The following is a 13,703-nucleotide window of genomic DNA, read 5'->3' on the forward strand; positions in this document are numbered from 1 at the left end:
TTAACTCCCAAAAAACTAACTCGCAAACAACTTACAATGAATTTTGATGCTAAGGGCAGACGTATGATGAATATTTTGGTGATTGGCTCAGGTGGTCGCGAACACGCACTCGCATGGCAGTGTGCAAAAGACGACAAGGTACAAAGCATCTATGTCGCCCCCGGTAATGCTGGCACCGCCCTTGAGCCCAAATGCCAAAACGTCACCTTAGAAGATATAGCCGATGCTGACGAACACAGTGCTGTCATCGAATTTTGCCAAAATAATGCCATTGATATGGTGATTGTCGGTCCAGAAGCGCCGCTGGTAACCGGTATCGTTGATGCTTGTCGTGCAGCCGGTATCAAAGCATGGGGGCCAACCGCTTATTGTGCGCAGCTCGAAGGCTCAAAAACCTTTGCAAAAGAATTTATGGCACAAAACAAAATACCAACCGCAGCTTATCAAGGGTTTACGGACGCTACTGCTGCCAAAGCCTATATCGATGAGCAAGGCGCACCGATTGTGATCAAAGCCGACGGTTTGGCTGCTGGCAAAGGCGTTATCGTCGCCGAAACCATCGAGCAGGCGCACGAAGCAATTGACGATATGCTTGCGGACAATAAATTTGGCGATGCTGGTAGCCGTGTGGTTATCGAGCAATTCTTGCAAGGGGAAGAAGCCAGCTTTATTTGCATGGTAGATGGTAACAACATCTTGCCGATGGCAACCAGCCAAGACCATAAACGTGCCTTCGAAGGCGATACGGGACCAAATACTGGTGGCATGGGCGCTTACTCCCCTGCCCCAGTCGTCACCCAAGACGTTCACGATAAGGTAATGGCGCAAGTTATCCAACCTGTTGTTGATGCCATGAAAGCCGCCGGACATCCTTATACTGGCTTTTTATACGCTGGGCTAATGATTGATGAGGCGGGCGACCCGTATGTAATTGAGTTTAACTGCCGTTTTGGCGACCCAGAAACGCAGCCAATTTTGATGCGTTTACAATCATCGATGGTTGACTTGGTCGCACAAGGGCTAGAGGGTAAATTACCAACCGCAGCCAATTGGGATGAGCGCCCTGCTCTCGGTATTGTCGTTGCTTCAAAAGGCTATCCTGAAACCTCATCTAAAGGTGATGTAATTACCGGCTTGCCAGAGTTAGATAATGACAATCAAAAGTCAGTCAAAGTTTTTCATGCTGGTACGGCTTTCTCTAATAACGATACGCATAGTGATGATAATGATGAGAAAGAAGTGGTGACCAATGGCGGGCGTGTATTGTGCGTGACGGCATTGGCTGATAGCATTTCTGGTGCACAGCAAGCCGCATTGACCGTAACAGGCGCGATTAGTTTTGATGGCGCTCATTATCGCCGTGATATCGGACACCATGCGATTGCGCGCGAAAACGTTTAATATGGTTAAGCCAATTTAAAACTTATATCGTTTTTCTTATATTGTTTTTATAGCAGTCCGATCTAGTATAATGCTAGGTCGGATTTTTCGTTTGCTCATTTTTTATGAGCGTATTTTAAAAATTATCTTTGGCGGCTTAGTGTTAGAATAAGGCTATTTATTGTGGCGCTTGATTTTGAGCGCTTTAATGCTCGGTCGTAGCCTGTAACATAGCAATTCATAGATGTACTTTTAATAAGCATACGTTAACTTACAAAGTAACGGCTCATGCTAGGCGCAGGCAGCTCAATCTACCACCCATTATATGATACAATTTTGTACCAGTACGTCGCATCTCCTTGTATTGTCGGTTTACGCCCGCACATCAATAGCAACCGGATGAATGATTATATTTATGGCAAATGATACCTCTAGACCCTCTAATAATAAACCGTCTAATAATAAGCAATCCATCGACAACCTGAAGACCTCAGGGTTTGAGCGTCGGATGTCTATTGCGAAAACCTCCTTAAATATCGGTCGTCGTTGGGCAGGTAATAGTGTGTCTGGTATGTTTTTGAATAAAGAAGCACGTACGGCGCGCAATCAAATTTTTATGGAAGAACAGGCGCATTATCTGGCAGAAGAGCTGGGTAAATTAAAAGGGTCGGTGGTAAAAATTGGTCAAATGCTGGCAATTTATGGCGAACATATATTACCGCCCGAAATCACGCGCGCCCTGCAAACGCTCAATGACGATACCGCCACCTTAGCATGGCCAAAAATCGAGGTCACATTACGCCAATTATTAGGCACGAAGTTAAATGAGCTAGAAGTTGATCCCGTTCCTATTGGTACCGCTTCCCTCGCCCAAGTTCATCGCGCAACGGTATTGGCAACGGGCGAGCAAGTGGTGTTAAAAATCCAATATCCCGGTGTGGCCGATGCCATCAATTCTGACTTGGCTTTATTTAAGCGTTTATTAAAAGTCAGTAATATCGTACCGCAAACACGCGCCCTCGATGCATGGTTTGAAGAGATACGTGACCTCCTCCATCATGAAGTTGACTACGAAGCGGAAGCAGCGACAACGGAGCGTTTTTATGAGCGCTTACTAGGCGACCCGCGTTATATCGTACCCAAAATCAATCGTACTTACTCAACCAAACGCTTGTTATGCATGTCTTATGAGCCAGGCATTACGGTGGTCTCGGAAGCGCTACAGTTATTGTCACATGAGCGCCGCAACGCTATCGGTCAAGCCGCTATCGAAATCATGATGCAAGAGATTTTTGTATGGGGCGAGATGCAAACGGATCCGAATTTTGGTAATTACCTCGTTCGTGTCGCTGCTGATGAAAACGAAATTGATAAGCTGGTATTGCTAGATTTTGGTGCCATTCGCCAATTCGATGATAACTTACTAACCATTGCTCACGGGCTATTGCGAGCTGGCTATCATCATGACCATCAAGCAATGAAACGCGCCATGACCGGTTATGATTTTTTTGATAGCATGAGCGATAAAGTACGCTCCGATATCGCTTCATTGTTTTTATTAGCGACAGAACCCTTTAGCGACCCTACTTTAAACCCTGATATTCCTAATAACTGTTTGGATGAACAGCAGCGTTATATTTGGGCGTACAGTAAGTTGCATACTCGCCTCTCAAATAACGCTACGCGAGCAATACAGTCTTTCGAGTTCAATCTGCCACCTAAAGAATTTATGTTTATCAGTAGAAAATTTATCGGTGCTTATACCTTTTTGACAGTGCTAGATGCGCATACGGATTCTAATAAACTGGTAAAGCCTTTTTTATAAGATGAGAAAGTGATATTTTTTGGACCGTCCTTTTGTGGCGGTCTTTTTATGTTTTATTTTTATTTGCTTAGGCTATTTTATATAATTACCTTACTAATAATAATTTTTTGTTTTCTGTTCTTTGTCCTTACTTTTTTATTCGATAATTTCGACTACAATGCATTTTTTGCTTAGGCTATTTCTTATTCTTTATTACTCGCTTGCCAATTGTCGAATCTGGTTTGATAACTCTCAGGCTTACGCATGTTTAACTGCCAACAAGTTTCACCGCGCGCTAGATACTTGACTTCAAAGTGTGTACGCTGACTATCACTAGCGACTTTATGACGCGTATTCGGTAAGCACCAGACCTCATTGGCTTGCTGCTCTGCATTATCCATATATGCCTCTATATTAGTCGCCAGCACTACTTCTCCGCCTACTTGCAAACGAGAAAGCAAGAATTCAAAAAAAGGCATATTTAACCACTGTTGGTTAGGGTTATGTTGCTCAGGATTGGGATATAAGATAAAGATACGCTCGATACTGTTTGGTGCAATGGCGTGGACAATCCAAGCGATGGCATCAGCATGAATCTCGCTGAGGTTGCATGACTTTTGCTGCGCTGCCATTTTAGCAAAAGCATCGAATTTATTACGCGTACGCTCGATGGCTATCAAGTGCTTATCAGGATGTTGCAGTGCGAAGCTAAGCGCATGCTTGCCCTTCCCTGCGCCAATCTCCAATACCAAAGGCAGCTCGGCGTCAACCAATATATCCGGCATTATAAAATCGCGTGGAGCTGAGAGTTTTTGTGGTTGAAAGGCGCGCTGCTGCTGATGCGAAAGCTCAAAATTGTCAGTCATCTACTATCCTTAAGGGATTTGTCATTTGTCATTATCCGGTCGCATGCTATTATATAGTCAATCCAGCCCAATAGTAATACAACCTCCACGCTTATCGAATGACAATTATTAATGACGCAGGGCGATTGCTTATAAATCTGGAAAACCCACATTTTTCATACTCGCTATTGATTAGAAGCGCTGTCCTAAATGACAGCATTTATTGATAGCCCATAGGATGTATCTACTTTTATTATGACTGAATCTACTTCTAGCAACAGCGACAACCATACCAACCCCTTACCCAAAACCTATCCTTGTCCAGAATGCGGCAACCAAACCGCGTGGCAGGACAATAAATATAAGCCATTTTGTAGTCATCACTGCAAGCTTATCGACTTAGGCGCTTGGGCAAACGAAGAATATACCTTACCTGCCGAATCGACGCCGTTTTCTGATGAGCTCTAATTAATCCCAATCTCTTTAGCCCTCTAACCTTTATATAATTCCAAGGATATTTTACATGTCTGCTACTTACCTGATGCCCACTTACAATCGTCAACCAATTAGCTTCACCCGCGGTTCAGGCAGTTGGCTTTATACCAAAGATGAGACGCCCTACTTAGATGCCTTGACGGGTATCGCAGTATGCGGCTTGGGGCATTGTCATCCAGAAGTAACTGAGGCTATTCAGCAGCAAGCAGCAACCTTAGTGCATACCAGTAATTTATTTGGCATTGATTGGCAAGAGCGAGCTGGCGAAGCTCTATGTAATGCCGCGCAAATGGACAGCGTATTTTTTGCTAATAGTGGCGCTGAAGCCAATGAAGCGGCATTAAAACTGGCACGGCTCTATGCGCATCAGCAAGGTTTTAAACGCCCAAAAGTTATCGTTATGGAACAGTCTTTTCATGGTCGTACCTTGCTGTCGTTATCAGCAACTGCCAACCCTAAAGCCCGTGAAGGTTTTTATACCTTGGATGAAGACTTTATTCGTGTGCCCTTTGGTGATATCGCCGCGATTGAACAAGCCGCTCATGACCATGATGATATCTGTGCGGTATTTGTCGAGCCTATACAAGGCGAAGGTGGTTTAAATACCGCAGCCAATGGCTTTACGTATCTTGAGCAACTACAAGCTATATGCGGTAGTCATGATTGGTTATTTATGCTCGATGAAGTACAAACCGGTAACGGTCGTACGGGCAAGTACTTTGCGTATCAGCATAGCAATGCACGCCCTGATGTCTTAACCACGGCCAAAGGCTTAGGTAACGGTTTCCCTGTAGGTGCTTGCATGGTACGCGGGCGTGCCAATGGCTTGTTTGGCGCCGGTAGTCACGGCTCAACCTATGGTGGCACGCCGCTAGCCAGTCGCGTAGTACATAGCGTTTATGAAGTGCTTGCTGATGACAGTATCATGGACAATGCCGTCACCGAAGGACAGTTCATCCGTGAAGGCGTGGTTAATGCGCTTGGACGATATGGCGTTAGCACTCGCGGCGCAGGGATGATGATTGGTATCGCGCTGCCAGAAGAGATGGATTGTAGCAAATTGGTTGACCGTGCCCGTGATGAGCAAAAATTAATCATTAATGTCACAGGCGGGCATGTGATTCGACTATTGCCGCCGCTTAATATGAGCCGTGATGAAAGCTCACAAGTGGTTGAGCGTTTGGTTAATTTATTGAAACCTTCGTTTTAAACGGTTGAATTAATCAAAGTTTAAAACTAGAAAAAGCCTATAGATACATTATCTATAGGCTTTTTGCCTTTTAACACTTTAAAAGCATTTTAATCAGATATTACTAAATACTTAACTTAATTGGCATGAAAGTACTTTTTTAATACTTCTAAGCAACGGGTGATTTTTGCTGGTTGCTGATCACGGTTTAAGGTGACGGCATATAGCACGAAACTTGGCAGCTGATAACCAGTCAACACTTCGACCAAATTGCCATTTTCAAGCTCTCTTTTGACGTCCATCTCCATGATACGAATTATACCATGACCTTCCTTTGCTAAAGTCATCGCCATAAAGACGTTGTTGGTGTGAATACGCGAATTCATTTTAATGCGTGTTTTCTTGCCTGTTTCGGTCTGAGTAAGCTCGACATGACTTGCATCCTTCATGATATCGATACAAATCAGCTGATGGTCTGCTAAGTCTTTTGGCGTTTCAATCTTTTTATGCTGACGTAAATACTGCGGCGAGGCGACCAACAGTTGACGCACATCAGATAACGGATGATTGCTCAAGGTTGAGTCGTTGATATTAGGGCTCATACGTACCGCAATATCGATACGCTCATCAATCATATCGATATAATGATTGTCAGCAAAATAAGTAATGCTAAGGTCATCGTGCGCCGACATCCAAGTCGATAGAGCGGGCAAAATATGGTGAACGCCAAGCTCAGGCGTCGTTGCAATACGCAAACTACCAGCAAGCTCATCACGTAATTGATTGACTTTAATACGCCCTTGTTCAGCGGCACTGACCACATCTTTTGCCGCTTCATAAAAGCTGGCGCCCGCTTCTGTTAAGCTAAGCTTACGAGTTGAGCGATGTAGGAGTACTACGCCAAGCTCGTTTTCTAAAGCGCGTATCTGTTGGCTGACCGCACTGGTCGTAATACCCAATTCGCGAGCTGAACCACTAAAAGAGCCGTGTCCGACCACACTGGCAAACACAGCCATACCACGTAAATTATCTAACATATTTCCACCTAAGCTGCTTTTTAGTTTTTAATATAACTTAACCATTATAGCGGATTATAATAAATCTTACAGTTTTTTACTATAACTCTGTTAGTCATCCAAAGCTATTTAGTCATTAATAAAACGAAAAATATCAAGGCGATAAATTGATATCGCCTTGATATTTGGAGAATTATAATAAAATATATAAAGGTTTACTGATTAAAGATTGCCAATCATAAAATTGAGCATTGTTTAATATAACTGAACGCTTTAATATAACTGAACCTTACCCATTTTTCCTTCACCGCGCTCCGTCAAATACTGCATAACGGGCGTATTAAGCAATCTAGACTCTGCCACTGTACGCGCTTCAACAAGGCGTTTTTGTTGACGACGTTCAGGCGTCTTATCATCGGCTTGCATAATACTGCCATCTATCTGCAAGCTAATGTCTGCTTGCGTAAACTGTTCTTGTAATTTTGCCGCCAGCTGCTGAAAAGTAGCTTGCAGATGCTTACTATCCACCGCCGTGACAAAGACCGCTTTAGCGTTACAGTGCCCGGTCATCATTCCTTGACGTGCCAGTGCCAATTCATCGGGCGCCAAACTACCAGCTTCACGGGCGCATTGTAGCCAGTAGTCCCATTTTTCTGGCGTCCACTCGCCCGTTAATTCTTGCGGCGCACAGCGTAATAAAGTACGCGGATCATCTACTTGCGCAGTTAATTGAGAATCATTTGCGCTAGGCTCAATAACAGGTTCAGGCTCAATAACAGGTTCAGGCTCAATAACAGGTTCAGGCTCAATAACAGGTTCAGGCTCAATAACAGGTTCAGGCTCAATAACAGGTTCAGGCTCAATAACAGGTTCAGGCTTAATATAGCTGCTTAATAAATCCAATCCTTCATCATTACCGTAGCTATTATATTGGTCAAATTCAGTATCATCATAACTTGTGTTGTATGGCTCGACCTCATTTTGATGTGGGGTCGGATAATCAGCATCATAGCCTGGTAGTGGCAGTATTGAGTCCGCTGCTGGCTCTAAGTGTGGTTCTGGCTGCGATTCTGATAGCGCTTCTACTACTGCTAAGGTTTGCTCTAATGAAGGCGCTATATTTTCATCTGTACTTAAAAGTGCAGTGGTGTTTGCTGCATCAACAGTATTGGCACTTATTGACACTGTATTGAGTTCAGCCTTAGCATTATCGGCCGTATTAGTTTCTATCGAGCCTGTAGAAACAGATGATACAGGGTCAGACGGTATAGTAGTACCAGGTACGTTTACTAAAATCTCATCGACGGGTAAAGGTCGAAACGCTAATAGACGTAAAATACACATCTCAAGCGCCTGCATCGGTGTGCTAGCCAGCTTTACGCCTTCACGCGCTTGGACGACGATTTCGTAATATAGCTGTAAAACGTCAGGACACATGTGCTGCGCAAGCTGATTAATCTGCTGCGCTTGTGCTTCGTTTACGTTAAGGGCAACCTCTGGCAGCAGCTGCGTCAATGCCAATTGATGTAACAGCTCAGCCAAGCCATCAAACATGCTAGTGGCATCGACCATTTGTGCACGCATCTGCTCGATATGAGTGGCGACTGCTGATTTATCATGATTATAAATATCTGTAATTAAGCGCACCAAATCAGCGGCATCAATTAAGCCAAGCATGGCATTAACTGTTACATCATCGAGCGCGCCTTGTCCAAATGCAATCGCTTGATCGGTCAATGACAACGCATCACGCACCGAGCCTTTGGCAGCACTGGCCAATTGCCAAAGTGCAGGCTGGGTATAATCCACCTGCTCTTGATTTAAGATATTGGCTAGATGCTCACTAAGCAGGCTTTGCGATAAAGGACGCAACACAAACTGCAAACAGCGCGAGATAATCGTGATGGGCAGCTTTTGTGGGTCGGTGGTGGCTAGTAAGAATTTTACATGCTCAGGTGGCTCTTCCAAGGTTTTGAGCAGCGCATTAAAGCTGTGTGTCGACAGCATATGCACCTCATCAATCAGGTATACCTTGTAGCGACCTTGGCTTGGCGCATATGGCACATTATCAAGTAGCTCGCGGGTGTCTTCAACTTTGGTGCGCGAGGCGGCATCAATCTCGATTAAATCAATAAAACGTCCTTGATCAATCGCCACGCAATTATCACAGACGCCACATGGAGTACTGGTAATACCCGTCTCGCAGTTTAAACATTTAGACAAAATACGGGCGATGGTCGTTTTACCAACGCCGCGTGTACCCGTAAATAAATAAGCATGATGCAGGCGATTATAATCAATCGCGTTAATCAGTGCTTGCGAGACGTGCGATTGCCCAATCAACTCGTGAAAGTTTTTTGGACGGTATTTGCGCGCTAAAACTTGATATTGCTGCGTCATAATGAATGCCAACGTGAGTAATAATGTAAATAAAGCTTCAAATCAGCGATTTAGCTTAAAACTAACGACCAAAGTAGGTATTGAAACCAAACGTCGAAACTGGGTTCTAGCACAAGTTAGGATTGCGCCCGTAACTCAGCCAGCTGTTCATACAAACGTTGGGTATTAGCATCGATAAGCGAGCCTTGCTGATGAAATGCGTCAAGATGCACCTCGGTATTTACGCTGTCGTCACAGGGTCTGACATCGACACCGATTAAAAACAGATCTTGCATGACCGGCTGCTGCATTTGTGCATTGAGCTCAAATAATAAATCTTGATGACCGGCACGCACTTTGTCCGCACTTAACGAGCTGCTGTCATCTTGCGCATAAAAAACCAGCAGATAATGACGCCCAAAGACATTATAAGAGTGCTCATGACGCACGTAGCCACTCCAGCGTGAATCTTGGTCAATGGTTCTGTGCGCCAATATTTTCTCTACCAAACAAGCATAGGTATACATGGACTCATCGACCAAAATATCAACCTGCTCTTTTGGCAATGGCGTACCGGCGGCATAACACTCTTTGACTAAGCTATTAAACAGCTTGTACCACATGCGCGTGTTCTTTTGAATCTCTGCCATCAACCCTTGAGCAAACTCTGCCTGCTCAGGCTCTGCCGCTTTTAGCAATCTTGGTTCAATCTCTGCTATCAAATTATGGCTAACCAGTTGTTTTTGAACCTCAATCGCTCTTTGGTGAAAATCTGGCGACTGTAAAAACTGGGCAAGCAAGGTTGATTCGTCTTGAAAGGCTTCAAATCCGGCAAGCTTACGGCGGTGAAAGTCTAGAAATGCCGTCAAATCACTGGGCGTTACCAATTGCTTGAGTATCTCAGTGAAATTCTGATAGCTAAAGACTTGCAAGACGCTTTCTTCATCATCCAAATCTAACACACAGTCTTCTGCAAAAAACTGACTACCATATTCATAGCCAACCGCATATGAAGCGGTTTCTACAGGTTTACTCTGTTGGCTATTACGATAACTATTCTGATAGCGGTTTTGATAAAGGTTTTGAGCATTATTCTTTTCAGCATTTATCTCAGCAATCTCTTGATGCTGAACCGAAAGTGCGGTCAAACCAATAAAATAAATCGCCTTGTCTACTGTTTGCCTTTGGCCAGATGCCAACTTATTTTTAGACTGGTTTTTAGAATCATTTTGATAGGCAAGCGCCTGATCATTCTTAAGATACAACTGAGCGTGTTGCTTAATCAGCTGATTGACAACCTCTTTTCTCCACGTACGCACCTGAGTGCTATCGATATCCTGTCTATCAGCCTGTATCGTCACATCATTGACGATAAGGTAGACCACGGCATTAGAAAACTCAAAGACAAAATCATGACCCTGAAGATATTCAGGGTCAGTGATTTTGTCTGGAGTTAAATCGTACAAAGATAAAAAGTTTTGCTGAATCATCTGCTGCCAAATCGACGCTGGTACTTGCTGAGTGTCCATAACATCCCTATCCATAAGGTCTCATAAAACACTTGAGACCATTCCGTTAAAAGTACAAAAAACCTTCTTATGTTCAGTTTAGTCCCAGCGTCGATTTATGGCAAGTAAAGCAGTCTAGCTTTCGAACTTGCGGCGCATATGTGGGAATAAAATTACATCGCGAATACTGGCCGAGTCAGTAAATAGCATCACTAAACGATCGATACCGATACCCTCACCTGCAGTCGGCGGTAAACCATAAGACAAGGCTTCGATATATTCTTCATCAAAATGCATCGCTTCATCATCGCCAGCGTCTTTTTCAGCGACTTGGCCATGGAAACGCTCAGCTTGATCGGCAGGGTCATTGAGCTCACTAAAGCCATTTGCCAGTTCACGACCACCGATAAATAGCTCAAAGCGATCGGTAATGTCAGGATTGTCATCGCTACGGCGTGCCAGCGGTGAAGTTTCAGCTGGGTATTCGGTGATAAAAGTCGGCTGACGTAACTGATGCTCAGCGGTTTCTTCAAAGATAATGGTCTGCAATTTACCCACGCCAAAGACATCTTTGACTTGTTGTTTAAGCGTCGTTGAAGCATATTCTGCAAGATACTCACGGTCGTTGATACGCGATATATCGAAGTTTTCGGCATATTTAGCGATGGCATCAGACATCGACAAGCGGATAAATGGGGCTTTTAAGCTAATCGCCTCGCCTTGATAAGTCAGCTCCGTGGTGCCCAAAATATCCATCGCCAACTCATTGAACAATCGCTCGGTCAAATCCATCAAGTCATGATAATCGGCATATGCCTGATAAAACTCAATCATGGTAAATTCAGGATTATGACGGGTAGATACGCCTTCATTACGAAAACTGCGGTTAATCTCAAATACCTTTTCAAAGCCACCAACCACTAGGCGTTTTAGATACAGCTCAGGGGCGATACGCAAGTATAGCGGCATGTCTAAAGCATTATGATGGGTCACAAACGGACGCGCGACCGCGCCGCCTGGAATAGGATGCATCATCGGCGTTTCAACTTCCATAAAACGCTCATTTAGCATAAATTTGCGAATACCGCTGATAACCTGACTGCGAATCACAAAGGTATCGCGCGTGGTCTCATTGGTCATCAAATCAAGATGACGATTGCGATAGCGTGCTTCGACATCGGCCAAGCCATGGAACTTATTTGGCATCGGACGTAGCGCTTTGGTCAATAGAGTCAGCGCTTCGATATGGACATATAAGTCGCCTTTGCCAGAACGACCAATATAACCAGATACCCCAACGATATCACCCAAATCTAGCGATTTGATCGTCGCTAGTGTCTCTGGGTCTAGCTGTTTGCGTGCTACATATAACTGAATACGACCGGTCATATCTTGAATCACAATAAACGCGCCGCGATTGAGCATCACGCGACCAGCAACATTTACTTGAGTTTTTTCACCATTGGCAATTTTATCTTCGATTTCTTGCTTTGAGATACCATCAAAAGCCGTTTGTAAATCCTGAGCATAGTCCGTGCGCTTAAAGGTATTCGGATAAGGCTGCTTACCTGACGCCTTGATGTCATCAAGCTTGGTTTGCAGTTGAGCAATCAGCTCGTTCGCGTCTTCTGGGGCTTGCTCTTGATTCGGATTTTGATTGTTGTGCTTTGACATAATACTCTCAAATTATTAGATAATTAAAGGAATAAACGAAGTAAAATTAAAATAAAACGTTCAAATAAAGCTTATTTTTAATATGGAAAAATAGCAAAATCTTTCTGGGTTTAGGCTTGCACCTGAGTGAACTTAGACAGTTTGTGCTTTTAATCACCGCCGCCGATACTAGCCATCAAGTCTGCTTGGTGTTCACGCAGCAGCGCATCAAGGATTTCATCTAAGTCGCCTTCCATAATCGAATCAAGTTTGTATAACGTCAAATTGATTCGATGGTCGGTCATACGGCCTTGCGGGAAATTATAGGTACGGATACGCTCTGAGCGATCACCACTACCGACCAAGTCGCGACGTATTGAGTCCGCCACATCGACTTGTGCTTGTACTTTTGCTTGCTGAATTTTGGACACCAGCATTTTCATCGCATGGGCACGGTTTTTATGCTGACTGCGTTCTTGTTGACACTCTACCACGGTACCCGTTGGAATGTGGGTCAAACGTACCGCCGAGTCGGTGGTGTTAACGTGCTGACCACCGGCGCCGCTTGAACGAAAGGTATCCATTTTAATATCGGCAGGATTGATATCGACGCTATCATCAATCTCAACCTCTGGCATAACTGCAACCGTACAGGCTGAGGTATGGACACGACCTTGGCTCTCGGTTTCAGGTACACGCTGGACGCGGTGCGCGCCCGACTCAAACTTTAAACGACCATACACGCTATTGCCCGACACACGAGTAATGATTTCTTTATAACCACCATGCTCCCCCTCATTGGCTGATAAAATCTCTACCGTCCAGCCTTGGTTTTGGGCATATTTTTGATACATACGGAACAAATCACCTGAGAAAATCGCTGCTTCATCACCGCCTGTCCCAGCTCGAATTTCCAAAAACGCTGGCACTTTATCATTGGGGTCTTTTGGCAACATCATGACGTTAAGCGCTTCTTCCATCTCAGCAATGGTCTTACTCGCACTGTCAATCTCGTCCTGCATCATCTCTTTCATTTCAGGGTCTGATGATTCCGCTAGCATCGTCTCTGCATCCGCTTGATCCGTCTCTGCCCGCACATAGTTCTGCCATAACGTCGTGATCTCCATCAAGTCGCTATGCTCAACCGACAATTCACGGAATTTATTATTATCGCTGATGACACTTGGGTCGGATAATAAAGCGGTGACCTCTTCATAACGGTCTACCATCTGGTCTAAACGCAGGCGTAAGGATTCTTTCATAAAAGGACTTTTTTAAAATGAGTAAAATAAGAGAGTGATTATAGCAAATTTTTGCGCTTAATTTAAAACCTCTCAGCAATCTTGCCATTATATTCACAATCTGTCCGATTTATGCCTAATTACACTCAAATCTGAGCTGACTTTTTCTCTTATTCTATAGTTAAAGCAAAAT

The 13,703-nt window shown here is 44.2% G+C and carries 10 protein-coding genes; 4 read left to right on the forward strand and 6 right to left on the reverse strand.

Going from position 1 to position 13,703, the window contains the following annotated elements; all coding sequences use genetic code 11:
• Positions 1 to 66 precede the first annotated feature (66 nt).
• Positions 67 to 1,401, forward strand: a complete 1,335-nt coding sequence (gene purD / locus JMX70_RS07085; RefSeq protein ID WP_201591079.1) for a phosphoribosylamine--glycine ligase — start codon at positions 67 to 69, stop codon at positions 1,399 to 1,401.
• Between the two features lie 394 nt (positions 1,402 to 1,795).
• Positions 1,796 to 3,205, forward strand: coding sequence for an ABC1 kinase family protein (locus JMX70_RS07090; RefSeq protein WP_201590822.1), 1,410 nt, complete (start codon positions 1,796 to 1,798; stop codon positions 3,203 to 3,205).
• A gap of 182 nt (positions 3,206 to 3,387) precedes the next feature.
• Here JMX70_RS07090 and JMX70_RS07095 read toward each other — a convergent pair whose 3' ends face one another.
• Complete coding sequence (locus JMX70_RS07095) at positions 3,388 to 4,050, reverse strand: class I SAM-dependent methyltransferase (RefSeq protein ID WP_201590824.1); 663 nt, start codon at positions 4,048 to 4,050, stop codon at positions 3,388 to 3,390.
• A gap of 234 nt (positions 4,051 to 4,284) precedes the next feature.
• Between JMX70_RS07095 and JMX70_RS07100 the strand changes: the two genes are divergently transcribed.
• Positions 4,285 to 4,497, forward strand: coding sequence for a DNA gyrase inhibitor YacG (locus JMX70_RS07100; RefSeq protein ID WP_102077071.1), 213 nt, complete (start codon positions 4,285 to 4,287; stop codon positions 4,495 to 4,497).
• 55 nt (positions 4,498 to 4,552) lie between these two features.
• Positions 4,553 to 5,734, forward strand: coding sequence for an aspartate aminotransferase family protein (locus tag JMX70_RS07105; protein ID WP_201590826.1), 1,182 nt, complete (start codon positions 4,553 to 4,555; stop codon positions 5,732 to 5,734).
• Between the two features lie 116 nt (positions 5,735 to 5,850).
• On the opposite strand, the gene JMX70_RS07110 is transcribed toward JMX70_RS07105, so the two are convergent.
• The 5 genes from JMX70_RS07110 to prfA form a co-directional block, all read right to left on the reverse strand.
• Positions 5,851 to 6,750 carry a LysR family transcriptional regulator gene (locus tag JMX70_RS07110; protein WP_102077069.1) on the reverse strand — a complete coding sequence of 300 codons (900 nt, stop codon included), beginning with the start codon at positions 6,748 to 6,750 and terminating at the stop codon, positions 5,851 to 5,853.
• A 252-nt stretch (positions 6,751 to 7,002) separates the two neighbouring features.
• Positions 7,003 to 9,129, reverse strand: a complete 2,127-nt coding sequence (gene dnaX / locus JMX70_RS07115) for a DNA polymerase III subunit gamma/tau (RefSeq protein ID WP_201590828.1) — start codon at positions 9,127 to 9,129, stop codon at positions 7,003 to 7,005.
• A 116-nt stretch (positions 9,130 to 9,245) separates the two neighbouring features.
• Entirely contained in the window at positions 9,246 to 10,652 is a 1,407-nt protein-coding gene (locus JMX70_RS07120) for a hypothetical protein (protein WP_227671193.1), read from the reverse strand.
• Positions 10,653 to 10,751: 99 nt separating this feature from the next.
• Positions 10,752 to 12,290 carry a lysine--tRNA ligase gene (gene lysS / locus JMX70_RS07125; protein ID WP_201590830.1) on the reverse strand — a complete coding sequence of 513 codons (1,539 nt, stop codon included), beginning with the start codon at positions 12,288 to 12,290 and terminating at the stop codon, positions 10,752 to 10,754.
• A gap of 149 nt (positions 12,291 to 12,439) precedes the next feature.
• Positions 12,440 to 13,531 (reverse strand): peptide chain release factor 1, encoded by a 1,092-nt coding sequence (gene prfA / locus JMX70_RS07130; RefSeq protein ID WP_144296200.1) that lies wholly within the window; start codon positions 13,529 to 13,531, stop codon positions 12,440 to 12,442.
• Positions 13,532 to 13,703: the final 172 nt, after the last annotated feature.

Source organism: Psychrobacter pulmonis, from assembly GCF_904846465.1.
In the GTDB taxonomy this organism is placed as follows: domain Bacteria; phylum Pseudomonadota; class Gammaproteobacteria; order Pseudomonadales; family Moraxellaceae; genus Psychrobacter; species Psychrobacter faecalis.

Excerpts from the sequence above, each read along its gene's own strand:
- JMX70_RS07090 (WP_201590822.1), top strand. The coding sequence starts at position 1,796 with ATGGCAAATGATACCTCTAGACCCTCTAATAATAAACCGTCTAATAAT.
- lysS (WP_201590830.1), bottom strand. The coding sequence starts at position 12,290 with ATGTCAAAGCACAACAATCAAAATCCGAATCAAGAGCAAGCCCCAGAA.
- purD (WP_201591079.1), top strand. The coding sequence starts at position 67 with ATGAATATTTTGGTGATTGGCTCAGGTGGTCGCGAACACGCACTCGCA.
- JMX70_RS07120 (WP_227671193.1), bottom strand. The coding sequence starts at position 10,652 with ATGGATAGGGATGTTATGGACACTCAGCAAGTACCAGCGTCGATTTGG.
- JMX70_RS07110 (WP_102077069.1), bottom strand. The coding sequence starts at position 6,750 with ATGTTAGATAATTTACGTGGTATGGCTGTGTTTGCCAGTGTGGTCGGA.
- dnaX (WP_201590828.1), bottom strand. The coding sequence starts at position 9,129 with ATGACGCAGCAATATCAAGTTTTAGCGCGCAAATACCGTCCAAAAAAC.
- JMX70_RS07105 (WP_201590826.1), top strand. The coding sequence starts at position 4,553 with ATGTCTGCTACTTACCTGATGCCCACTTACAATCGTCAACCAATTAGC.
- prfA (WP_144296200.1), bottom strand. The coding sequence starts at position 13,531 with ATGAAAGAATCCTTACGCCTGCGTTTAGACCAGATGGTAGACCGTTAT.
- JMX70_RS07100 (WP_102077071.1), top strand. The coding sequence starts at position 4,285 with ATGACTGAATCTACTTCTAGCAACAGCGACAACCATACCAACCCCTTA.
- JMX70_RS07095 (WP_201590824.1), bottom strand. The coding sequence starts at position 4,050 with ATGACTGACAATTTTGAGCTTTCGCATCAGCAGCAGCGCGCCTTTCAA.